This window comes from Micromonospora sp. NPDC048898 (genome assembly GCF_043198035.1).
Classification (GTDB): domain Bacteria; phylum Actinomycetota; class Actinomycetes; order Mycobacteriales; family Micromonosporaceae; genus Micromonospora.
Window position 1 is genome coordinate 278,741 of record NZ_JBICUF010000008.1, and the last position, 25,918, is coordinate 304,658.

Annotated in this window: 4 protein-coding genes; all 4 read left to right on the forward strand. The window is 73.7% G+C overall.

Annotated elements, in window-relative coordinates; genetic code table 11:
- The first annotated feature begins 128 nt into the window (after nucleotides 1-128).
- Genes ACGFIQ_RS22320 through ACGFIQ_RS22335 form a run of 4 tightly spaced genes read left to right on the forward strand, consistent with a single transcriptional unit; the run spans nucleotide 129 to nucleotide 25,913 of the window.
- Nucleotides 129-4,535, forward strand: coding sequence for an amino acid adenylation domain-containing protein (locus ACGFIQ_RS22320; RefSeq protein WP_393246465.1), 4,407 nt, complete (start codon nucleotides 129-131; stop codon nucleotides 4,533-4,535).
- Nucleotides 4,532-14,944: an amino acid adenylation domain-containing protein gene (locus tag ACGFIQ_RS22325; RefSeq protein WP_393246467.1), complete on the forward strand. Its 10,413-nt coding sequence runs from the start codon at nucleotides 4,532-4,534 to the stop codon at nucleotides 14,942-14,944. Before ACGFIQ_RS22320 ends, ACGFIQ_RS22325 begins: the two co-directional genes overlap by 4 nt.
- The gene (locus ACGFIQ_RS22330) at nucleotides 14,941-25,707 is read left to right on the forward strand and encodes an amino acid adenylation domain-containing protein (protein ID WP_393246469.1); all 10,767 of its coding nucleotides are present in this window, start codon (nucleotides 14,941-14,943) and stop codon (nucleotides 25,705-25,707) included. The genes ACGFIQ_RS22325 and ACGFIQ_RS22330 overlap by 4 nt, the downstream gene beginning before the upstream one ends.
- Complete coding sequence (locus ACGFIQ_RS22335; protein WP_357073336.1) at nucleotides 25,704-25,913, forward strand: MbtH family protein; 210 nt, start codon at nucleotides 25,704-25,706, stop codon at nucleotides 25,911-25,913. Before ACGFIQ_RS22330 ends, ACGFIQ_RS22335 begins: the two co-directional genes overlap by 4 nt.
- Nucleotides 25,914-25,918: the final 5 nt, after the last annotated feature.

Here is a 25,918-nt window from a genome sequence, read left to right on the forward strand (position 1 = left end):
GATTCGTTCGAGCCTCCGGGGCTCGCGCCGACGGGCCGAGCCCCGGATCCGCTGCGCCTCTAATCCGGACATTTAGGCCAGCCTTACCTTACCGACTTCGACCGCCCCGGCCCTTCAGGAGCGACTGTATGCAGATCATCGGCGGCAGCACCGGCGGCACCGTGGCGGACCGGGAGGCGCTCTCCAGTGGCGGCCCGCTGACCGTCGCCCCGACCACCCTCCCGGACGCGTTCGCGCGGACGGTTCGACGTGACCCCGACGCGGTGGCGGTGGTCTTCGAGGACGTCGAGGTCACCTACGCCGAGTTGGACGCCAGGGCCAACCGGTTGGCGCACCTGCTCGTCGCCCGGGGTCTGGGCCCGGATCGGGTGGCCGGGCTCGCCGTGCCGCGCTCGGTCGACATGATCGTGGCGGAGCTGGCCGTGCTGAAGGCCGGCGGCGCCTACCTTCCGCTGGACCCGGCCGACCCGGCCGAGCGGCTCGCCTACCTGGTCGGCGACGCGCGACCGGTCTGCCTGGTCACCACCTCCGAGTCGGCGGACCGGCTGCCCCGAGCCGACGGTGTGCCCCGGCTGCTGCTCGATGCCCCCGAGGTGGTCGCCGAGCTGGCGAACGCGTCGACCGACGACCCCGAGCGGCCCGGCCTGCGGGTCGAGCACGCCGCCTACGTCATCTACACCTCGGGCTCGACCGGCCGCCCCAAGGGCGTGCTGCTCACCCACACCGGCGTGGCCAAGCTGCTCTCCACCCAGTTCGAGCGGTTCGGGCTCACCCCCGACGTCCGGGTCCTGCACTTCGCCTCGCCGAGCTTCGACGTGGCGTTCTGGGATCTCTGCCTGGCCCTGCTCTCCGGTGGGCGGCTGGTCATCGTCCCCGCCGAGCGCCGCGTCGCCGGGCCTGCCCTCACCGAGTACGCCATCCGGCACCGGGCCAACTTCATGATCCTGCCGCCGGCGCTGCTGGCCGCGCTGCCCCCGGAGTGTGACCTGCCACCGGGCATCCTGCTGGCCGGCACCGAACGGGTGTCGCCGGAACTGGTCGCCCGCTGGGCGCGGGATCGCCGCATGTTCAACGCGTACGGCCCGACGGAGGCCACCGTCAACTCCACGCTCGGCGAGTGTGACCCGGAGCGGATCGACGGCTCCTCGGTCCCGATCGGACGCCCCGACCCGGGCACCGACGCCTACCTGCTCGACGACGCGTTGCGGCCGGTCGAGCCCGGTGTGCCAGGTGAGCTCTACCTTGCCGGGCCGGGCCTGGCCCGCTGTTACGTCAACCGGCCGGACCTGACCGCCGAGCGGTTCCTCGCCGACCCGTACGGCCCACCCGGTCGACGGATGTACCGCACCGGTGACGTGGCGAGCTGGCGGGCGGACGGACGGCTGGACTTCCTCGGGCGGGTCGACGACCAGGTGAAGGTACGCGGATACCGCATCGAGCTGGGCGAGATCGAGTCGGTGCTGGCCCGCCACCCGAACGTCGGCCAGGTCACCGTGCTGGCCCGCGAGGACCGCCCGGGTGACGTGCGGCTGGCGGCCTACGTCGTACCGAGCGAGGACGCCGCACCGCAGGACCGGGCCGACAGTCAGGTCGCCGAGTGGAAGGAACTGCACGAACTGCTCTACCAGGCCGGCCGGGTCGAGCGCTTCGACGAGAACTTCACCGGCTGGAACAGCAGCTTCGACGGCTCGCCCATTCCGTTGGCGCAGATGCGCGAGTGGCGGGACACCACTGTCGACCGGATCCGGTCGCTGCGGCCCCGGCGCGTCCTGGAGATCGGCGTCGGCAGCGGGTTGCTGCTGTCGCGACTCGCCCCGGAGTGCGAGAGCTACTGGGGTCTGGACCTCTCCGAGCAGGCCGTCGACACGTTACGTGCCGCGGTGTCGGCGATTCCCGGGCTCGCCGAACGGGTCACGCTTCGCGCCCAACCGGCCCACGACCTGACGGGGGTGCCGACCGGCTGGTTCGACACGGTCGTCATCAACTCGGTGGTGCAGTACTTCCCGAGCGCCGACTACCTGAGCGGTGTGCTGCGCGCGGCGGCCGAGCGACTCGCCCCCGGCGGTGTGATCTTCGTCGGCGACGTCCGTAACCTGCGCCTGCACCGGATGCTGCACGAGGCGATCCAGACCAGCCGTGGTGTGGCCCCCGCCGCGTTGGACGCCGCGGTCGAGGCGGCGGTCCGCGCCGAACGGGAGCTGCTGCTCGACCCGGACTACTTCGCCACGCTGCCGACCGGATCGATCCGGGGCGCCGAGGTGTGGGTGAAGCGGGGCGGCTACGACAACGAGCTGAGCGGCTACCGCTACGACGTGGTGCTGACCACCGCGCCGGTGCCCGCGCCCACACTCGAGACGACGTACGCCTGGGCCGGGCACCTGGACGACGTCCGGAAGCAGTTGACCGCCGGCCGGCGGCGGCTGCGGGTCACCGCGGTGCCGAACGCCCGCCTGGGTGGGCACGACGCCCCGTCCGTCGAGGACTTCCACGCGCTTGCCGACGCATCCGGCTACCACGCCGTGGTGACCTGGGACGGCTCCTCGACACGCGGGGACCTGGACGTCGTCTTCGAACGCGGCACCGAGCCCCGCCACGCCTACCGTCGGGGCGCGGTGGTCGCGCACGCCAACACCCTGACCGCGGTCGCCGATCCGGCGGCCCTGGTGAAGTCACTGCGTCTGCACGCCGAGTCCTGGCTGCCCAGCTACATGGTGCCGACCGGATTCGTGCTGCTGGACCGGCTGCCGGTGCTGACCAGCGGCAAACTCGACCGGGCCGCGCTGCCAGCACCGGACTACGCCGCCCAGGCCACCGGCACCGCGCCCCGCACGCCCCGCGAGCGGGTGCTCTGCGAGCTGTACGCGGACGTCCTGGGCGTCCCCGGGGTCGGCATCGAGGACGACTTCTTCAGCCTCGGCGGGGACAGCATCGTCTCCATCCAGTTCGTGCTGCGCGCCCGCGCGGCGGGGCTGGTGTGCACCTCACGCCAGGTGTTCGAGCTGCGGACGGTGGCCGCGTTGGCCGAGGTCGTCACCGAACTCGACACCGGCGCCCGGGACCAGCCCGACGACGGGGTGGGCGACATCCCGTTCACGCCGATCCTGCGCTGGCTCGACGAGACCGGCGGCGACATCGACGCGTTCAGCCAGTCGATAGTGCTCGCCACGCCGGCCGGAGCCACCGAGGCCGACCTGACCGCCGTGCTGGACGCGCTCACCGACCGGCACGACCTGCTGCGCTCGCGGCTCGTCCGCGCCACCCCGACGACGCCGGGCCGGCTGCACGTCGCGCCACGCGGCACCACTCGGCCGTGGCTGCGGCGGGCCGAACCCGGCGCGGTGATCGAGGCCGAGGAGCAGGCCGCCGCCGGCCGGCTCGACCCCGCGCGGGGTGTCATGGCCCAGGCCGTCTGGTTCGACCGCGGGCCCTGCGCGCCGGGCCGGCTGCTGCTGGTCATCCACCACAGCGTCGTGGACGGCGTGTCGTGGCGGATCCTGCCGGCCGACCTGGCCACCGCGTGGGAACAGCGGGTGGCGGGGCGTACCCCGGTCCTGGAACGCACCGGCACGTCCTTCCGGCGGTGGGCCACCGCACTCACCGAGGCGGCCCGGCGGCCGGAACGCACCGCGGAACTGGCGCTGTGGCAGCGCATCCTGACCGGCGCGGACCCGGCGTTGACGCGGCGTCCGCTGCGGCCGGTGGACGACCTCGCCACGGTCACCCGGCACACCGTGCGGCTGCCCGCCGCGACCACCGAGCCGCTGATCACCACTGTCGCCGCCGCCTTCCACGCCGGCATCAACGACGTGCTGCTCACCGCGCTGGCCCTGGCGATGATCGACTGGCGGACCCGGCACGGGAAGGGCGCCGAGCGCTCGGTGCTGATCGCCCTGGAGGGGCACGGCCGGGAGGAGCAGGTCGTCGCGAACGCCGACCTCACTCCGGCGCTCGGCTGGTTCACCACAGTCTTCCCCGTCCGCCTCGACCCCGGTGACATCGACGTCGCCGAGGCACTGGCCGGTGGCCCGAGCGCCGGCACCGCGCTGAAGCGGCTCAAGGAGCAGCTGCGGGCCATCCCGGACCACGGCATCGGGTACGGGATGCTGCGCTACCTCAACCCGGACACCGAGCCTGAGCTGGCCGCCCGTCCCGCCCCGCAGGTCAGCTTCAACTACCTCGGCCGGTTCACCGCCTCGTCCGGCGACGACGGAAGCTGGACGCCGGTGGCCGGGCACGGGATCCTGGCCGGCGGGTTCGACCTGGGCATGCCTGTCGCACCGTACGCCTTGGAGATCAACGCGTACGTGCAGGACAGCACGGCCGGCCCGGAACTGGGGGTGACCTGGGCGTACCCGCGTGAGCTGCTGGACGACGCGGCGGTGGCCGACCTGGCCGCGACCTGGTTCGCCGCGCTGGAGGCGCTCGTCGTGCACGCCCGCGGCCCGGCCGCCGGCGGGCTCACCCCGTCCGACCTGACGCTGACGCTCAGCCAGGACGAGATCGACGAGTTCGAGGCCGAATGGGAGCTCTCGTGACCGCGACCGCCACCCCCGGGCAGGCCTCCGGGATCGCCGACATCCTGTCGCTGACCCCGCTCCAGGAAGGGTTGCTGTTCCACGCGCATCTCGCCGCGGACGGCCCGGACGTCTACACCGGACAGTTGACCGTCGCCCTGGACGGGCCACTGGACGCCGAGCGGCTGCGGGCCGCCGGGCAGGCCCTGCTCGATCGTCGGCCCAACCTGCGGGTGGCGTTCCGCCGCCGCAAGAACGGGCAGTCCGTGGCCGTGGTGCCCCGGCACGTGCCGCTGCCCTGGGCCGCCCTGACCCTGGCCGAGGACGACCTCCCCGGCTTCCTCGACACGGACCTGGCGACCCGGCTCGACCCGGCGACCGCGCCGCTGCTGCGGATGACCCTGGTCCAGCTCGGCCCGCACCGGCACCGGCTCGTGCTCACCCACCACCACCTGCTGCTCGACGGTTGGTCGGTGCCGCTGTTGCTGGACGAGCTGATCGCCCTCTACCGGGGCGACCTGCTGCCGGAGCCCGCCGACTTCCGCGACTACCTCGCCTGGACCGCCGCCCAGGACCGCCCGGCGGCCGAGGCCGCGTGGCGCGCGGCGCTGGCCGGGCTGGACGGGCCGACCCTCCTCGCCGGCCGCCCGCCGGCCCACGCGGTCGTTCCGCGGCGCCTCGTGCGTGACCTCCCGGTCGACCTGACCACTCGGCTCACCGCCCTCGGCCGTGCCCGTGGGCTCACCATGAACACAGTCGTCCAGGGCGCCTGGGGCATCGTGGCCGGCGCGCTGACCGGCCGCGACGACGTGGTGGTCGGCGCGACGGTCGCCGGGCGCCCGCCGGACCTGCCCGGCGCCGACACCATGATCGGCCTGTTCATCAACACCATTCCGGTACGCATCGCCCTGGACCCGGCCGCGCCGGTGGCGACAGTGCTACGCCGCCTGCAGGACGGGCAGGTGCGGCTGATGGAGCACCAGCACCTCGGGTTGGCCGAGATCCAGCGGCTGGCCGGGCACGGCGAGTTGTTCGACACCCTGACGGTCTTCGAGAACTACCCGCTGGGCGAGTCGCTGCCCGCGCCGGCAGACGGCGTACGCGTCACCGGCGCGGACGTCCGCGACTGCGCGCACTATCCGCTGACGCTTACCGCGCGTCCCGGCCACCGGCTGCACCTCGATCTGGAGTACCGCGCCGACCTGATCGACACCGACGCCGCCGCGACGCTCCTGGACCGGTTGACCCTGGTGCTGACCCGGATCTGCGACGCCCCGGACGCGCCTCTCGCCGCCGTCGACGTGCTGACCTCGGTGGAACGGGACCGCGTCCTGCGGGGCTGGAACGACACCGCCAGGCCAGTGCCCGACACCACGGTCAGCGCCCTGTTCCACGAGCAGGCGGCCCGGACGCCCACCGCCGTCGCCCTCGTCGCGGACGGACGCGAGTGGACCTTCGCCGAGGTGGAGCGCTGGGCCGCCGGACTGGCCGGGGCGTTGCGCGAGCGCGGCGTCACGCGTACCGACCGGGTGGCGCTCGCGTTGCCCCGGGCGCTCACCGTGCCTGCGGTGTTCGGCGTGCTCGACAGCGGCGCGGCGTACCTGCCGCTCGATCTGAACCAACCGGCCGACCGGCTCACCGCGATGCTCGACGACGCGGTCCCGGCGGTGCTGGTGGTCGCGGCCGGCGACGACCCGGCCCCGGCATGGACCGGTGTCCGGCTGGTCGTTGGTTCCTCGGTGCCGGAGGCGGTGCCGTTCGTGGGTACGCCGTCGGCGCAGGACCCCGCGTACGTGATCTTCACGTCGGGGTCGACGGGACGGCCGAAGGGTGTGGTGGTGCCCCACCGGGGCATCGTGAACCTGTTCGCGTCGCACCGGGGACCGCTGATGGCCGGTCCGCGACGTCGGGTGGCGCACGTGACGTCGTTCACGTTCGACGGGTCGTGGGATCCGCTGCTCTGGCTGCTCGACGGGCACACCCTGCACGTCCTCGACTCGGACGTCTACCTCGACGCCGCCGCGCTTGTCGGCCACCTGCGCGCGCAGCGGATCGACGTGTTGGACGTGACGCCCACCTACCTGCGGGAGCTGGTGCCGGCGGGCGTGTTGGACGCGGGCCTGAGCATGCTGTTCGTCGGCGGCGAGGCGATCGACGGGCAGTTGTGGCAACAGGTGTGCGCCACGCCCGGCTTGACCTGTCACGACCTGTACGGGCCGACCGAGACGTCCGTGGACGCCTACGGGTGGCACGGCCCGGACCGGTCGGCGTACCGGTTGGCCAACGTCCGCACGTACGTCCTCGACGCCGCCCTGCGGCCGGTGCCGCCAGGGGTCCTCGGTGAGCTGTACGTGGCCGGGGCGGGGTTGGCGCACGGGTACCTGAACCGGGCCGGGCTCACCGCGCAGCGGTTCGTGGCCGACCCGTTCGGTCCGGCGGGTGCGCGGATGTACCGCACCGGGGACCTGGCCCGGTTCAACTCCGACGGGGTGTTGGAGTTCGCCGGTCGCGCGGACGGGCAGGTCAAGGTCCGTGGCTTCCGGATCGAGCTGGGCGAGATCGAGGCCGCGCTCGGTCGGGCCGCCGTGGTGCTCCGCGACGGCCGGCTTGTCGCGTACGTGGTGGGTGGGCCCGTCGACCTGGACCGGCTGCGCGCCACGCTGCCGGACTACATGATCCCCTCGGCGTTCGTCGAGGTGGACGCGCTGCCCCGGACGGTCGCCGGGAAGCTCGACGTCGCCGCGTTACCCGCTCCGGACTTCGCCGCGTCGAGTGTGGGTCGGACCGCCCGCAACAGCCGCGAACAACACATGTGTGACCTGTTCGCCGAGGTGCTGGGCCTGCCGTCGGTGGGCATCGACGACGACTTCTTCGCCCTCGGCGGCCACTCGCTGCTGGTGATGCGCCTCGCCGGCCGGGTGCGGGCCGTCCTGGGCGTGGAGCTGCCGGTCCGCGCCGTGTTCGACGCACCGACCGTGGCGGGACTGCTACCGAAACTTGTCGGGTCGAGCCGAGCACCGCTGGTGACCGGACCACGCCCGGACCGGGTGCCCTTGTCGTACGCCCAACAACGGCTGTGGTTCCTCTACCGGCTCGAAGGACCGAACCCGACGTACAACATCCCGATCGCCTGGCGACTGCGCGGCCGACTGGACCCGGACGCGCTGGTCGCGGCGATCGGCGACGTGGTCACCCGCCACGAAGCCCTCCGCACCATCTTCGGTGAGCAGGACGGCGGCGAGCCGTACCAGCGCGTCCTGCCCGCCGCACCGGTCGCGGTGCCGGTGACGGACATCGCCGAGGCGGACCTCCCCGGGCGGCTCGCCGAGATCGGGGCGTACGGATTCCGCCTCGACCACGAGCCACCGCTGCGCGCCCAGCTCTTCCGGATCGCACCGGACGAGCACGTGTTGCTGCTGCTGTTGCACCACATCGCCGGCGACGAGTGGTCGGATGTGCCACTGCGCCGCGACATCGTGGCCGCCTACACCGCCCGCTGCGCCGGGCTGGTGCCGGCGTTCCCGCCGCTGCCCGTGCAGTACGCCGACTTCGCGCTGTGGCAGCGCGCCGAGTCGGGCGCGCTCACCGCGCAGGTCGACGGCTGGCGGGAGGCCCTGGCCGGGCTGCCCGACGAGGTGGACCTGCCGGCCGACCGGCCCCGCCCGGCGCAGGCCAGTCACCGGGGCGACGTGGTCGACTTCACGCTGCCCGCCGAGGTGACCGAACGGCTGCGTGCGCTGGCCCGGTCCACCGGGACCTCCATGTTCATGGTGGTGCAGGCGGCGGTGGCGGTGCTGCTGTCCCGGTTGGGCGCCGGCACCGACGTGCCGTTGGGCGCACCGGTGGCGGGGCGACCGGACGCCGCGTTGGACGACCTCGTCGGCTTCTTCGTGAACACGCTCGTGCTGCGCACCGACACCTCGGGTGACCCGTCGTTCCGCGAGTTGCTGGCCCGGGTGCGGGAGACCGACCTGGCCGCCTTCGACCGACAGGACGTCCCGTTCGAACACCTCGTGGAGGCGCTGAACCCGGTCCGATCGCTGGGCCGGCACCCGCTGTTCCAGACGATGGTCTCCTACCTCGGCGAGGCCGACGCCGCCTGGCACCTCGGATCGCTGCGCGTCGAGACCGAGCGGGTACGCCAGCACGTCGCGATGTTCGACCTGTCCTTCGACTTCTTCGAGACCCGCGGCGGCGTCCGAGGCGAGTTGGAGTACGCCACCGACCGGTTCGACAGTTCGTCCGCCCAGACCCTCGTCGAGCGGTTGCAGCGGGTCCTCGCCACCGTCGCCACCGACCCGTCGACGGTGGTGAGCAGGATCGACGTGCTCGCCCCCGCCGAGCGTTCCCGGCTGCTGGCCGTGCCGGCCGCCACACCGATCCCGCCGGGCTCCATCGTGGACCTGTTCGTCGCGCAGGCGGCGGCCAGCCCCGAGGCGGTGGCCCTGGTCTCCGGCGGGCGCGCCTGGACGTACGCCGAACTGGACGACTGGTCGTCGCGGCTCGCCGGTGCGCTGGCCCCGTACGCCGGGGGCCTCGTCGCGCTGGCCACCTCCCGCCCGCTCACCGTCCCGGCGATCCTGGGCGTACTCAAGGCGGGTGCGGCGTACCTGCCGTTGGACGCGTACCAGCCGACCGACCGGATCGCCGCGATGCTCGACGACGCGCAGCCGGCGATCCTGGTCACCACCGGGGACACCGACGTGCCCTGGTCGGGCCCTCAGCTGGTGGTGGGGTCGGCGGCGCCGGAGGCGGAGCCGTTCGTGGGTGCGCCGTCGGCGCACGACCCCGCGTATGTGATCTTCACGTCGGGGTCGACGGGACGGCCGAAGGGCGTGGTGGTCCCGCACCGGGGCATCGTGAACCTGTTCGCGTCGCACCGGGAGCGGCTGATGGCCGGCCCCCGGCGTCGGGTGGCGCACGTGGCGTCGTTCACCTTCGACGGGTCGTGGGAGCCGCTGCTCTGGCTGCTCGACGGGCACACCCTGCACGTCCTCGACGACGACGAGTACCGCGACGCGGGTGTTCTCGTGTCGCGGCTGCGTGACCAGCGGATCGACGTGTTGGACGTGACGCCCACCTACCTGCGGGAGCTGGTCGCGGCCGGGCTGTTGGACGCGGGCCTGAGCGTGCTGCTGGTCGGCGGCGAGGCGATCGACGAACGACTGTGGCACCAGGTGTGCGCCACGCCCGGCTTGACCTGTCACGACCTGTACGGGCCGACCGAGGCATCCGTGGACGCCTACGGGTGGCGCGGCCCGAGCCGGTCGGCGTATCGGTTGGCCAATGTGCGCACCTATCTGCTGGACGCCGCCCTGCGGCCGGTGCCGCCGGGGGTCCTCGGTGAGCTGTACGTGGCCGGGGCGGGGTTGGCGCACGGATACCTGAACCGGGCCGGGCTCACCGCGCAGCGGTTCGTGGCCGACCCGTACGGCCCGGCGGGTGCGCGGATGTACCGCACCGGGGACCTGGCCCGATGGAATCGCGACGGGGTGCTGGAGTTCGCCGGCCGCGCCGACGGGCAGGTCAAGGTCCGTGGCTTCCGCATCGAGCTGGGCGAGATTGAGGCCGCCCTCGGCCAGGCCGCCGTGGTGGTGACCGGCGGCCGGCTTGTCGCCTACGTGGTGGGTGGGCCCGTCGACCTGGACCGGCTGCGCGCCACGCTGCCCGACTACATGATCCCGTCGGCGTTCGTCGAGGTGGACGCGCTGCCCCGCACCATCGCCGGCAAACTCGACATCGCCGCGCTGCCCGCCCCGGACTTCTCCGAACTGGTCGGCGGCACGGCCGCCCGCAACAGCCGCGAACAACACATGTGTGACCTGTTCGCCGAGGTGCTGGGCCTGCCGTCGGTGGGCATCGACGACGACTTCTTCGCCCTCGGCGGCCACTCGCTGCTGGTGATGCGCCTCGCCGGCCGGGTGCGGGCCGTCCTGGGCGTGGAGCTGCCGGTCCGCGCCGTGTTCGACGCACCCACGGTGGCGGGACTGCTACCGAAACTTGTCGGGTCCAGCCGAGCACCGCTGGTGGCCGGACCACGCCCGGACCGGGTGCCGCTGTCGTACGCCCAACAACGGCTGTGGTTCCTCTACCGGCTCGAAGGACCAAACCCGACGTACAACATCCCGATCGCCTGGCGACTACGCGGCCGACTGGACCCGGACGCGCTGGTCGCGGCGATCGGCGACGTGGTCACCCGCCACGAAACCCTCCGCACCGTCTTCCCGGACGTCGACGGGACCCCCTACCAGCACATCCTCCCACCGGACGCCGTCCCGGTCGCGTTCCACGAGGGCGGCGACGTCGACGCCGCCGCCGAGCACGCGTTCGCGCTCGATCGCGAGCCGCCGCTGCGGGTCGACGTGTTCCGGGTGGCACCGGACGAGCACGTGCTCCTCCTGCTGGTGCACCACATCGCCGGTGACGAGTGGTCCGACGAACCGTTGCGCGCCGACCTCACCGCGGCGTACGAGGCGCGCCGCGCCGGCCACGCCCCGGCGTTCCGACCGCTCCCCGTGCAGTACGCCGACTTCGCCCTCTGGCAACGCGAGCAGTCCGTCGACCTGACCGACCAGGTGCAGGCGTGGCGGGAGGCCCTGGCCGGGCTGCCCGACGAGGTGGACCTGCCGGCCGACCGGCCCCGCCCGGCGGAGGCCAGTCACCGGGGCGACCTCGTCGACTTCGTCCTGCCCGACCCGGTTGCCCGCGACCTCCGGCAGCTGGCCCGATCGACCGGGACCTCCATGTTCATGGTGGTGCAGGCGGCGGTGGCGGTGCTGCTGTCCCGGTTGGGTGCGGGCACCGACGTGCCGTTGGGCGCACCGGTGGCGGGGCGACCGGACGCCGCGTTGGACGACCTCGTCGGCTTCTTCGTGAACACGCTGGTGCTGCGCACCGACACCTCGGGCGACCCGTCGTTCCGCGAGTTGCTGGCCCGGGTGCGGGAGACCGACCTGGCCGCCTTCGACAGACAGGACGTCCCGTTCGAACACCTCGTGGAAGCGCTGAACCCGGTCCGATCGCTGGGCCGGCACCCGCTGTTCCAGACGATGGTCTCCTACCTGCCCGGCGGGGGCGACACCTGGACACTCGCCGAGCTGACCGGAGCGCCCGAACCCGTCGGACACCGTACGGCGATGTTCGACCTCTCCTTCGACTTCGCCGACGCCCCGGACGGCGGCATCGAGGGAAGCCTCGAATTCGCCACCGACCGGTACGACCGCGCCACGGCGCACACACTTGTCGAGCGGTTGCAGCGGGTCCTCGCCACCGTCGCCGCCGACCCGTCGGCGGTGGTCAGCCGAATCGACGTCCTGAGCCAGGACGAACGGGACCTGCTGCTCGCCGTCGACGCCGACGCGACCACACCGCCGGGGTCCATCGTGGACCTGTTCGAGGCGCAGGCATCGACGACACCGGCGGCGGTCGCGCTGGTCTCCGGTGGCCGGTCGTGGACGTTCGCCGAACTGGACAGGTGGTCGTCCCGGCTCGCCGGCGTGCTGGCCGGACGCGGCGTCGGCCGGGGCGCCCTGGTCGCGCTCGCGGTGTCCCGCCCGCTCACCGTCCCGGCGATCCTGGGCGTACTCCGGGCGGGTGCGGCGTACCTGCCGCTCGACGCGTACCAGCCGACCGACCGGATCGCCGCGATGCTCGACGACGCGCAGCCGGCGCTGGTGCTCACCACCGGCGACACTCCCCTGCCGCCGGGCCACGCCCGCCTGCTGCTCGACGAGCCCACACTCGTCGAGGCGCCGATCGGCAACCCCGACCGCCCCCGGGCGGACGATCCCGCGTACGTGATCTTCACGTCGGGGTCGACGGGACGGCCGAAGGGCGTGGTGGTCCCGCACCGGGGCATCGTGAACCTGTTCGCGTCGCACCGGGAGCGGCTGATGGCCGGCCCTCGACGTCGGGTGGCGCACGTGGCGTCGTTCACGTTCGACGGGTCGTGGGAGCCGCTGCTCTGGCTGCTCGACGGGCACACCCTGCACGTCCTCGACGACGACGAGTACCGCGACGATGCCGCCCTGGTCGGCTACGTCCGCCGTCACCACCTCGACGTGCTGGACGTGACGCCCACCTACCTGCGGGAGCTGGTCGCGGCCGGGCTGTTGGACGCGGGCCTGAGCGTGCTGCTGGTCGGCGGCGAGGCGATCGACGAACGACTGTGGCAACAGGTGTGCGCCACGCCCGGGTTGACCTGCCACGACCTGTACGGGCCGACCGAAACGTCCGTGGACGCCTACGGATGGGACGGTCCGGACCGGGCCGCGTACCGACTGGCCAACGTGCGCACCTACCTGCTCGACGCCGCCCTGCGGCCGGTGCCACCGGGCGTCCTCGGTGAGCTGTACGTGGCCGGGGCCGGGCTGGCCCACGGATACCTGAACCGGACCGGGCTCACCGCAACGCGGTTCGTGGCCGACCCGTACGGCCCGCCTGGTGCCCGGATGTACCGCACCGGGGACCTGGCCCGATGGAATCGCGACGGGGTGCTGGAGTTCGCCGGCCGCGCCGACGGGCAGGTCAAGGTCCGCGGCTTCCGCATCGAGCTGGGCGAGATCGAAGCGGCGCTCGGTCAGGCCGCCGTGGTGCTCCGCGACGGCCGACTGGTCGCCTACGTGGTGGGTGGGCCCGCCGACCTGGACCGGCTGCGCGCCACGCTGCCCGACTACATGATCCCCTCGGCGTTCGTCGAGGTGGACGCGCTGCCCCGGACGGTCGCCGGCAAACTCGACGTCGCCGCGCTGCCCGCCCCGGACTTCTCCGAACTGGTCGGCGGCACGGCCGCCCGCAACAGCCGCGAACAACACATGTGTGACCTGTTCGCCGAGGTGCTGGGCCTGCCGTCGGTGGGCATCGACGACGACTTCTTCGCCCTGGGAGGCGACAGCATCGTCTCGATCCAACTGGTCAGCCGGGCCCGTGCGGCCGGTCTCGGCATCAGCCCCCGGGACGTGTTCCGGCACAAGACCCCGGCCGGGCTCGCCCAGACTGTCACCGTCGACACCACGGTGGCCGAGGACCCGCGCGAGGCGTACGGAAGCGCGCCGCTCACCCCGGTGATGCGCTGGCTCGCCGAGGTGCACGGCCCGACCGCCGGATACAGCCAGTCGATGCTGCTGCACGCCCCGGCCGGGCTCACCGCGGCCGGGCTCACCGAGGTGGTGCAGGCGCTCGTCGACCGCCACGACCTGCTGCGCGCCCGGGTGACCGAGGACGGTGTGCGGATCCCCGAGCCCGGCGCGCCTGTCGACGTCGTGCGGGTGACCTCGTACGACGAGAAGAACCTGCCCGCGATCGCCGCCGCCGCCCGCGACCGGCTCGACCCCGCCCGCGGCGTCATGCTCCAGGCGGTGCTGCTCGAACCCGGGCACGTGCTGCTCGTCGTGCACCACTACGCCGTGGACGGAGTGTCCTGGCGGGTCCTGCTGCCCGACCTCGCCGCCGCCTGGGCGGCCCGGCAGGCGGGCACCCCGATCACCCTCCCACCCACCGGCACCTCGTTCCGCCGCTGGGCCCGGGAACTGGACGGCCTCTCCCGCGACCCGCGGACCGTGGCGCAACTGCCGTACTGGACCGAGGTTCTGGCCGGGCCGCGCGCCCCGCTGGGCAGCCGACCCCTCGACCCGACCCGCGATCGCACCGGCACCTGCGACGAGATCACCATCGAACTGCCAGCGGAGGAGACCCAGCCGCTGCTCACCACGGTGCCCGCCGGCTTCCACGTCGGCGTCGGCGACGTGCTGCTGACCGGTCTCGCGTTGGCGCTGCGCGACTGGGCCGGCGGTGCCGGCTGGCTGGTCATGCTCGAAGGGCACGGCCGGGAGGAGCACCTGGTGGCCGGCGCCGACCTGTCCCGCACGGTCGGCTGGTTCACCAGCGAGTACCCGGTCCGACTCGACCTCGGTGCGGAGCATCCCGGTGACGCCCTGAAGACGATCAAGGAGCGGTTGCGGGCGGCGCCGGACAACGGCGTCGGCTACGGCCTGCTGCGCTACCTCAACCCCCAGACGGCAAGCGTGCTCGCCGGGTACGGCCCGCCCCTGATCGGCTTCAACTACCTCGGCCGGTTCGCCGCCGGGAACGCCGACGAGGGCCCGTGGGAACCGGCCGGCGAGGGCTGGGGCGGCGGCGCCGACAACGGCATGCCGGCCGACTACCCGCTGGAGATCAACGCGATCACCGAGGACCACGCCGACGGGCCCCGACTCGCCGCGACCTTCACCTGGCCGCGGGACCTGCTCACCGAGGAGCAGGTCCGTGAGCTGGCCCGCCGCTGGCAGGAGGCGCTGCGGGCGCTCGCCGCCGATCCGGGATCCGGGGGTTACACCCCGTCCGACCTGAGCCTGGTCGAGTTGAGTCAGGCCGACATCGACAGCCTTGAGGCCGAGTTCGCCGACCTCGAGTCCGAGTGGGAGACGCAGTGACCAAGAAGACCGGGCTCGAAGACGTCCTGCCACTGACGCCGCTGCAGGAGGGGCTGCTCTTCCACGCGCTCTACGACACCGACGCCCCCGACGTCTACACGGTGTCGACCGCGCTGGACCTGACCGGGCCGCTGGACACCGTCCGGCTCCGCGACGCCGGGCAGGCGCTGCTCGACCGGCACGCCAACCTGCGGGCCGGGTTCCGGCGTACGGCCAAGGGCAGCACTGTCGCCGCGATCCCCACCCGGGCCCGGCTGCCCTGGGCCGAGCACGACCTGAGCGGCCTGCCCGAGGCCGAACGCGCCGCCGAACTCGACCGGCTCGCCGCCGTCGACAGGCACCAACGCTTCGACATGGCCCGGCCACCGCTGCTGCGGATGACACTGACCCGACTCGGGAACGCGGTACACCGCCTCACCATCACGCACCACCACATCCTGCTCGACGGCTGGTCCGCGCCGCTGCTCGTGCGGGAACTGCTCGCCCTGTACGCCAAGCCCGGCTCGTTGCCGCCGGTCACCCCGTACAAGGCGTACCTGGCGTGGCTGGCCCGCTGGGACCGGGACGCGGCCACCGCCGCCTGGCGGGACGCGCTCGCCGGGCTGAACGAACCGACCCGGATGGCACCCGCCGGCACCACGCCCGAGCCGGTCGTCCCCGGCTCGGTGGAGACCGCGCTGCCCGCCGAGCTGAGCGGCCGACTCACCGACCTCGCGCGTACCCTCGGCGTCACCGTCAACACGGTGGTGCAGGCGGCCTGGGGTCTGCTGCTGGCCCGGCTCACCGGCCGCGACGACGTGGTCTTCGGCGCCACCGTCTCCGGGCGGCCACCGCAGCTGCCCGGTGTCGAGTCGATGATCGGCCTGTTCATCAACACCGTGCCGGTGCGGGTCCGCATCGACCCGGCCGAGCCGGCCCGCGACCTGCTCGTGCGCCTGCAGGACGAGCAGGCCGCGCTGATGGAGCACCAGTACCTCGGGCTGGCCGACATCCAACGGCTGGCCGGGCACGGCGAGTTGTTCGACACCCTCACCGTCTTCGAGAGCTACCCGGACAGCCCGGACGCCGCCGAGCCGGTGCCCGGGCTGCGGGTCACCGAGGCGCAGGACGAGGACGCCACCCACTATCCGCTGGTGCTTGTCGCCGAGCCGGGCCCGCGGATCAACCTGGAGATCCGGCACCGCGCCGACGTGTTCGACGCCGACGCCGCCCGCACCGTCCTCGACCGGCTGGTCCGCGTCGTCACCGCGCTGGCCGCCGACCCGGCCGCCCCGGTCGGCCGGATCGACATCCTCGACCCGGCCGAGCGTGCGACGGTCCTGACCGAGTGGAACGGCAGCACGGACGGCATCGTCGCCACCACCTTCCCCCGGCAGTTCGCCGACATGGTCGCCGCGTACCCGGAGAACATCGCCGTGATCTGCGAGGACGAGCAGGTCAGCTACGCCGAGTTGGCCGTGCGTTCGGACCGGCTGGCCCGGGCGTTGGCCGCCCGTGGGGTCGGCCCCGGCCAGGTCGTCGCGGTGGCACTCCCCCGCTCCGTCGACCTGGTCACCGCGCTTGTCGGCGTGCTGCGCTCCGGTGCCGCCTACCTGGCGCTCGACCTGGACTACCCAGCCGACCGGCTGCGCTACATGCTGGAGGACGCCACGCCGGCCTGCGTCGTCACCCGCGCCGAGCTGGCCGACGCGCTGCCCGGCGACAGTCCGGTGGTGGACGTGGCCGCGTCCGGCCCGGACGTGACGCCCGTCGCGCCCGACGTCGCGGACGCCGCGTACGTCATCTACACGTCCGGTTCGACCGGGCGACCCAAGGGCGTCGTCGTCACCCACGAGGGCGTCGCGAAGCTGCTCGCCACCCAGCAGCGCCGGCTCGGTGTCACGCAGGCCAGTCGGGTGCTGCTCTTCGCGTCGCCCAGCTTCGACCTCGCCTACTGGGAGCTGTGCCAGGCGCTGCTGTCCGGCGGTGCGCTCGTGGTGGTCCCGGCCGAACTGCGCGTTCCCGGCGCGCCGCTCGTCGACTACCTCACCAAGCACGAGGTCACCCAACTGGCCCTGCCGCCGTCGGTGCTCAGCGCGCTGCCCGCCGACTGCCGGCTGCCGCTCGGGGTCTCCATGCTCGTCGGCACCGAGGAGGTGCCCGCCCGGCTGGCCGAGCGGTTCGCCGCCGGCCGGCGCATGTTCAACGCGTACGGGCCCACCGAGACGAGCGTCAACGCGACCCTGTGGGAGTGCGCCCCGATCTCCACCGGCACCGTGCCGATCGGCTATCCGGATCCTGGGCAGTTGGCGTACGTGCTGGACAGCGGCCTGAACCCGGTCCCGCCCGGGATCGTCGGCGAGCTGTACCTGGGCGGTCTCGGCCTGGCCCGTGGCTACCACAACCGGCCCGGCCTCACCGCCGAGCGCTTCCTGCCCGACCCGTTCGCCGCGCCCGGCGGGCGGATGTACCGCACCGGCGACCTGGTGCGCTGGTCTCCGGACGGGGCGTTGGAGTTCGTCGGCCGCGTCGACCACCAGGTCAAGATTCGCGGGTTCCGGGTGGAACTCGGCGAGATCGAGGCCGTCGTGGCCCGCCAGGAGGGCGTCCGGCAGGCCGCCGTGGTGCTGCGGACCGACGGTGGCGTCAAGCGGATCGTCGCGTACGTCGTCGGCGGCACCGATCTCGGCCGGTTGCGGGCGGGCGTGGCCGCGACGCTGCCCGACTACATGGTCCCCGGCGCGTTCGTCGCCCTGGACGCGCTGCCGGTGTCGGTGAACGGCAAGCTGGACCGGACCGCCCTGCCCGCCCCGGAGTTCACCGCCGACAGCGGGCGCACACCCCGGACTCCCCGCGAGAAGCTGCTCTGCGACGTCTTCGCCGAGGTGCTGGGAGTGCCCGCGGTCGGCATCGACGACGACTTCTTCGCCCTCGGCGGGGACAGCATCATGTCGATGCAGTTGGTCGGCCGGGCCCGGGTCGCCGGCCTGGTGATCTCCCCGCGTCAGGTGTTCCTCCAGCGCACCCCGGCCCGGCTGGTGGCCGTCGCCGGCACCGTGACCGGCACCGACGCGGTGACGTCGAGCCTGTCCCTGGTCACCCTCACCGAGGCCGACCGGCGCGAACTGGCCGGCCTCGGCGTCGACGTCCGCGAGGTGTTGCCGCTCTCGCCGTTGCAGACCGGCCTGTTGTTCCACAGCCTGCTCGACGACGCCGGCCCGGACGTCTACACCGTCCGCATGGTGGTCGACCTGACCGGGCCGATCGACGCCGCCCGTTTGCGCGCCGCCGGTCAGGCGCTGCTCGACCGGCAGCCCAGCCTGCGCGCCTCGTTCCACCACCTCGGGTCCGGCACGGCGGTCAGCGTCGTCCCGGCCACCGTTGCCGTGCCGTGGACCGAGGTCGACCTGTCCGAGGTGGACACCGACGCGAGGGAGGCGGCCTGGCAGCGGCTCCTCGCCGAGCAGGGCCGCCGCTTCGATCCGGCTGTCGCCCCGTTGCTGCGCCTGGCCCTGGTGCGTACCGGCCCGGACTCGCACCGGCTCGTGCTCACCCACCATCACCTGCTGCTCGACGGCTGGTCCCGGGGACCGCTGCTGGCCGAGTTGTCCGCCCTGTACCGCGACGGCGACACCGCGCCGGTGACCGGCCGGCCGTTCCGGGACTATCTCGCCTGGCTGGCCGGGCAGGACCGGCGGACCGCCGAGAACGCCTGGGCCGCCGCGCTCGGCGGCCTGGCCGAACCCACACGCGTCGCGCCCGCCGACGGGAGCCGCGCCGCGCTGGCTCCCGAGGTGGCCGAGGTGGAGTTGCCCGCGGACCGGACGGCGGCGTTGACCGCGAACGCCCGCGCCCGTGGTCTGACCGTGAACACCATCGTGCAGGCCGCCTGGGCGCTGCTGCTGGCCCGGCTCACCGGCCACGACGACGTGGTCTTCGGCGCCACCGTCTCCGGGCGGCCACCGCAGTTGCCCGGCGTCGAGTCGATGATCGGCCTGTTCATCAACACCGTGCCGGTGCGGGTCCGCATCGACCCGGCCGAACCGGCCCACGCGCTGCTCGACCGGATCCAGGACGAGCAGTCCGCGCTGATGGAACACCAGTACCTCAGCCTCACCGACATCCAGCGCGTCGCCGGCCACGGCGAGTTGTTCGACACCCTGCTGGTCTTCGAGAACTACCCGGACGGCGACGCCGACGACGACGGGTTGCCGGTCACCGGCACCGACGGGCACGACGCCACCCACTACCCGCTCACGCTCATCGCCGAGCCCGGCCCGACCCTGCACCTCGCCGTCGAGTACCGGCCCGACCTGTTCGACGCCGCGTACGCCACCCGGCTCGCCACGGCACTCGTCACAGTCGTGGACGAACTGGTCAGCGGGGTGGACGCCCCCGTCGGCCGGGTCGGCCTGCTCGACCGGGCCGGGAGCGCGGCGCTCCGGACCGCCGGTACCGGCGAGGTCCGCGAACTGCCCGCGGCGACCCTGCCGGAGCTGGTGGCCGCACAGGTCGCGGCGACCCCCGACGCGGTGGCGCTGGTCGACCCGGACGGTGTCGAGATGACCTACCGCGAGTTGGACACGCGCACCGAGCGACTGGCCCGGGTGCTCGCCTCCGTCGGCGCCGGACCGGAGACAGTCGTCGCGCTGGCCCTTCCGCGTTCGGTCGAGCTGGTCGTGGCGATCCTCGCGGCCGGGCGGGCCGGCACCGCGTACCTGCCGCTCGACCTGGACCACCCGGACGCCCGACTGGCGGCGATGCTCGCCGACGCGCGGCCCGTCGCGGTGCTCGCCGTCGGCGGCACCGCGTCGCGCGTCGCCGGGCTGCCCCACGCGGACGCACCCATCGTGCTCGACGGACCGCTGGACGACCCGGACGTGCGGCTGCGCCCGCCCGGCCCCCGGCACCCGGCGTACGTCATCTACACCTCCGGCTCCACCGGCGTGCCCAAGGGCGTCGAGATCGAGCACGCCGGCATCGTCAACCGGCTGCGCTGGATGCAGCACGAGTACGGCCTCACCGTGGGCGACCGGGTGTTGCAGAAGACCCCGGCCGGCTTCGACGTCTCGGTCTGGGAGTTCTTCTGGCCGCTGAGCACCGGGGCCACCCTGGTCGTCGCCCGGCCGGACGGCCACCGCGACCCGGTCTACCTCGCCGAGGTGATCCAACGGGAACGGGTCAGCACCGTGCACTTCGTCCCGTCGATGCTCACCGCGTTCCTCGCCGAGCCGGACGCGGCCGGTTGCACCACTCTGCGCCGCGTCCTGTGCAGCGGCGAGGCGCTGCCCAGCGTCCTCGCCGACAGGTGCCGGGACGTGCTGCCCGGCGCCGCCCTGCACAACCTGTACGGCCCGACCGAGGCGTCGGTGGACGTGACGGCGTGGCCCGCCGAGCGCGGTGTCGGCACGGGCACGGTCCCGATCGGTGCGCCGGTGTGGAACACCCGGGTGAGCGTGCTCGACGCCGGGCTGCACCCCGTGCCGGTGGGGGTGCCGGGTGAGCTCTACCTCTCCGGTGTGCAGTTGGCCCGTGGCTACCGGGGCCGGCCCGACCTCACCGCCGACCGCTTCGTCGCCGACCCGTACGGTCCGCCCGGCACCCGCATGTACCGCACCGGCGACCAGGTGCGCTGGAGCGCGCCCGGGGTGCTCGAGTTCCTCGGCCGGGGCGACGGCCAGGTGAAGATCCGTGGGCTGCGCGTCGAGCTGGGCGAGATCGAGGCCACGCTGACCGCACAGCCCGAGGTGGGTTCGGCGGTGGTGCTGCTGCGCGAGGACCGGCCGGGTGTCGCGCACCTGGTCGCGTACCTCACCGGGGCCGGCACCCTGGACGAGGCGGCGTTGCGGGCCCGGCTCGCGACGCTGCTGCCCGCGCACCTGGTGCCGTCGGCCTTCGTCGTCCTCGACGCGTTGCCGGTCTCGGTCAACGGCAAACTGGACCGGGCCGCCCTGCCCGCCCCCGACCTCGCCGCCGCGGGCACCGGCACGGCCGCGCGCAACCCGCGCGAACAGGTGCTCGTCGACCTGTTCGCACAGGTGTTGGCGGTGCCCACGGTGGGCGTCGAGGACGACTTCTTCAGCCTCGGCGGCGACAGCATCATCTCGATCCAGTTGGTCGGCCGGGCCCGCGCCGCCGGCCTGTCGCTCAGCCTGCGGCAGGTGTTCCAGCTGCGGACGCCTGCCGCGCTGGCCGCCGCCGCCGGGTCCGCGTTCACCGCCGCCAGCGGCAGCGGTGCGCTCGTCACGCTCACCGACGCCGAGACCGCCGAGATCGCCGGGCGGGGCCTGGACGTGGCGGAGGTGCTGCCGCTCTCACCGTTGCAGACCGGGTTGCTCTTCCACGCCGCGTTCGACGCCGACGGCCTCGACCTCTACACCGTGCAGATGGTCTTCGACCTGCCCGGCAGCGTCGACCCGGCCCGGCTGCGCGCCGCCGCGCAGGCACTTGTGCAGCGGCACGCCAACCTGCGGACGTCGTTCCACCAACTCGACTCCGGCCGACCGGTCGCCGTGGTGCACCGTGGCGTCACGCTGCCCTGGGCCGAGGCGGACCTGTCCGATCTGGAGGCCGCGCGGCAGGAGGAGGCGTGGCAGCGCTGCCTCGCCGAGGAGGGCCGCCGGTTCGATCCGGCGGTCGCCCCGCTGCTGCGGATGATGCTGGTGCGCACTCCTGACGCGTACCGGCTGATCCTCACCCACCAGCACATGCTGCTCGACGGCTGGTCCCGAGGGCCGCTGTTGGACCAGCTCGCCGAGTTGTACGAGGGCGTCGACGGTGGCACCGCCCCGCCGCCGTACCGCGACTTCCTCGCCTGGCTGGCCGGGCAGGACCGGTCCGCCGCCGAGCAGGCGTGGCGGACCGCGCTGGCCGGGGTCACCGACGCCACCCGGCTCGCACCGGCCGACCCGCACCGCGAGCCGGCGGTGCCCGAGCTGGCCGAGCGGGAGCTGACCGAGGCCGTGACCGCGCGCCTGACCGGCCTGGCCCGCTCCCGGGGGCTGACGCTGAACACGCTGGTCCAGGCCGCCTGGAGCATCGTGCTGGGCCGGCTCACCGGCCGCGACGACGTGGTCTTCGGTGCCACCGTCTCCGGACGGCCGGCACAGTTGCCAGGCGTCGAGTCGATGATCGGGCTGTTCATCAACACCGTGCCGGTGCGGGTGCGCCTCGACCCGGCCGAGCCGGTGGCGGGGCTGCTGGCCCGGCTCCAGGACGAGCAGTCGACGCTGCTCGACCACCAGTATCTCGGGCTGGCCGACGTCCAGCGCCTGGCCGGGGTCGGTGAGCTGTTCGACACGCTGCTGATCGTCGAGAACTACCCGGAGCGTGCCGACGACGGGTCGGAGAGCCTGCTCGCCGCCGTCGACGCGGGCGGGCGCGACGCCACCCACTACCCGCTCACCTGGGTCGTCGACCCCGGCCAGCGGCTGCGGGTGGGCCTGGAGTTCCGTACCGACCTCTTCGCCCCTCCGGTGGCCCGGCGACTCGTCGACGCGCTCACCGCCGTCCTGACCGCGTTCACCACCGACCCGGACCGCCCGGTGGGCCGCCTGGACCTGGTGGCGGACGAGGACCGCACCGGCTGGAACCCGCCCCCGCCCGCCGGGAGCGACGACCCGACGGTGGCGGACCTGTTCGAGCGGCAGGTGGCCGAGTCACCGGACGCGCCCGCCGTCGTGTGCGGCGCGGTCCGCCTGACGTTCGCCGACCTCAACGACCGCGCCAACCGGCTGGCCCGGCTGCTGGCCACCCGTGGGGTCGGTGCCGAGGACGTGGTGGCCCTCGCCCTGCCGCGCACCGCCGACGCGATAACCGCGATCCTCGCGGTGCTCAAGTGCGGTGCCGCCTACCTGCCGCTGGACCCGACCTACCCGCCGGCCCGGGTCGCCGCGATGCTCGCCGACGCGCGGCCCGCCGTGCTGGTCACCGCCGCCGGGGTCGGTGTCGGCGCGGACGGGCTCGACCACGTCCTGGTCGACGACCCGGCGTTGGCCACGCTCGCCGGGCACGACCTGACCGACGACGACCGGGTACGCCCGGCCCGCCCCCAGCACCCCGCGTACGTCATCTACACCTCCGGCTCCACCGGACGCCCGAAGGGTGTGGTGGTGACCCACCGCAACCTGGTCAACCTGTTCCGGAGTCACCGTGCGCAGTTGCACCTGCCCGCCCGCGCCGCCACCGGCCGCCGGCACCTGCGGGTCGGGCACGCCTGGTCGTTCGCGTTCGACGCCTCCTGGCAGCCGCAGCTGTGGCTGCTCGACGGGCACGCCCTGCACATCGTCACCGAGGAGCTGCAACGCGATCCGGAGCAGCTCGCCGAGCTGATCCGGGCCGAGGGGATCGACTTCATCGAGCTGACCCCCTCGCACTTCGCGCAACTCGCCGACGCCGGCCTGATCCGCGACGGGCGCTGCCCCCTCGCCGTGGTCGGTGTCGGCGGCGAGGCGGTGCCGCCCGCGCTCTGGCAGCGTCTCGGCGCGTTGCCCGGCACCGAGGCGTTCAACCTGTACGGCCCGACCGAGGCGACGGTGGACGCTCTCGCCGCCCGGATCGGCGACACCGCCTCCCCGGTGATCGGCCGGGCCGTCGCGGGTGCCCGCGCGTACGTGCTGGACCGGGCCCTGCGGCACACCCCGACCGGCGTGGCCGGTGAGCTGTACGTCGCCGGGGCCGGCCTGGCGCGTGGTTACCTGGGCCGGCCCGACCAGACCGCCGAGCGTTTCCTCGCCGACCCGTACGGTGCGCCGGGCGAGCGGATGTACCGCACCGGTGACCTGGTGCGGTGGACCGAGGACGGTCGGGTGGAGTATCTCGGTCGGGTCGACGAACAGGTGAAGATCCGTGGCTTCCGGGTGGAGCTGGGCGAGATCGAGTCGGTGCTCGCCGCACAGCCCGGCGTCACCGAGGCCGTGGTGGTCGCCCGCGAGGACCGCCCCGGCGTACGCCTCCTCGCCGGCTACGTGGTCGGTGCCGACGGCCTCGACCTGGCCGCGCTGCGTGCCGCGGTCGCCGTCGAACTGCCCGACTACATGGTGCCGTCCGCCCTGGTCCGCCTCGACCGGCTGCCGACCCTGGCCAACGGCAAGCTGAACCGGGCCGTGCTGCCCGCGCCCGACCTCGGCACGAGCGGCGCCGGCCGGGCACCCCGGACCGACCGGGAACGCATCCTGGCCGAGGTGGTCGCGGCCGTGTTGGGTCTGCCCTCGGTGGATGTCGAGGCCGACTTCTTCGCGTTGGGCGGTGACAGCATCGTCGCGATGCAGCTCGTCGGTCGGGCCCGTGCGGCCGGCCTGCGGCTCACCCCGCGGCAGGTCTTCGCGGAGCGTACGGTGGCCGGGCTGGCCCTGGTCGCGACCGCGCTCGACCGGGCCGACGGCCGGATCGGCGACGGGGTCGGGTCGTTCCCGCTGACCCCGGTGATGCGCTGGCTGCGCGAGGTGGACGGCCCGATCGACGGGTTCAACCAGTCCGCGGTCGTGCAGGTCCCGGCGGGTCTCGGTTGGGAGCCGCTGCTGGCCGCGTTGCAGGCCGTCGCCGACCGGCACGACCTGCTGCGGGCCCGGCTGGACCGCACCGGCGACTGGTCGGTGACCGTGCCGCCGCCGGGCTCGTCGCGGGCCGCCGACTGGACGGTACGCGTCGATGTGGCAGACCTCGACGACCGTGGCCTGTGGGACGCGGTCGCCGCGCAGGCCACCATCGCGCAGGCCGGGCTCGACCCGGACAACGGGGCGATGATCCGGGCCGCCTGGTTGGACGCCGGCCCGCACCGGCCGGGCCGCCTGCTGCTGCTGGTCCACCACCTGGTCGTGGACGGTGTCTCGTGGCGGGTGCTGCTGCCCGAGATCGGCGCGGCCTGGCGGGACGCGGTCGCCGGCCGCACACCGCTCACCGCCGCGACCGGCACGTCGTTCCGCCGCTGGGCGACGGGCCTCGCCGAGCGCGCGTCGGACCCGGCCCGGGTGGCGGAGCTGCCGAGGTGGGAGCAGATCGTACGGCGCGGCGACCCGTTGCCGGTACGCCGTCCGCTGGACGCCGCGATCGACGTGGCCGGCACCCTGCGCGACATCACCCTGACCCTGCCCACCGACGTCACCGAGGCCCTGCTGACCCGCGTGCCGACCAGGCTCGGCGCCGGTGTCAACGACGTCCTGCTCGGCGCGTTGGGGGTGGCCGTCACCCGGTGGCGGGCCGCGCAGGGCGGCGCGGGCGAGGCGGTGCTCGTCGCGTTGGAGGGCCACGGGCGGGAGGAGCACCTGGTGGACGGGGCGGACCTGTCCGGCACGGTCGGCTGGTTCACCAACATCTTCCCGGTCTGCCTGGACACCGCCGGGATCGACGTGTCGGTGGGCGGTGCGGCGGTGGCCGAGGCGGTGGTACGGGTCCGCGAGCACCTGGCCGAGTTGCCGGACAACGGCATGGGCTACGGCATGCTGCGCTACCTCAACCCGGTGACCGCGCCCACCCTGGCCGCGCTGCCACATCCGCCGATCCAGTTCAACTACATGGGACGGTTCGACTTCCCGGAGGCCGCCGACTGGGAGTTCGCCCCCGAGGCGGAGGCCGCCGAGAACGGCGCCGACGACGCCATGCCCGAGACGTACGAACTGGTGCTGAACGCCCAGACCGAGGACCGCGCGACCGGCCCGCAGCTGGTCGCCACCTGGAGCTGGCCGGACGGCGTGTTTTCCGAAGGCTCGGTGGACGATCTCGCCCACCTCTGGTTCGACGCCCTGCACACCCTGGTAACGCACACCCGCACGAGGAGTATCCGATGAGTACGAACCCGTTCGACAACGCCGACGGCACGTTCCTGGTGCTGGTCAACGACGAGAACCAGCACAGCCTCTGGCCGGTCTTCGCCGAGGTGCCGGCCGGCTGGCGGACCGTGCACGGCCCGGCCGGTCGGCAGGACTGCGTCGACTACGTGAACGCGAACTGGACCGACATGCGCCCGCAGAGTCTGATCGACGCCGACCGCTGACCGGC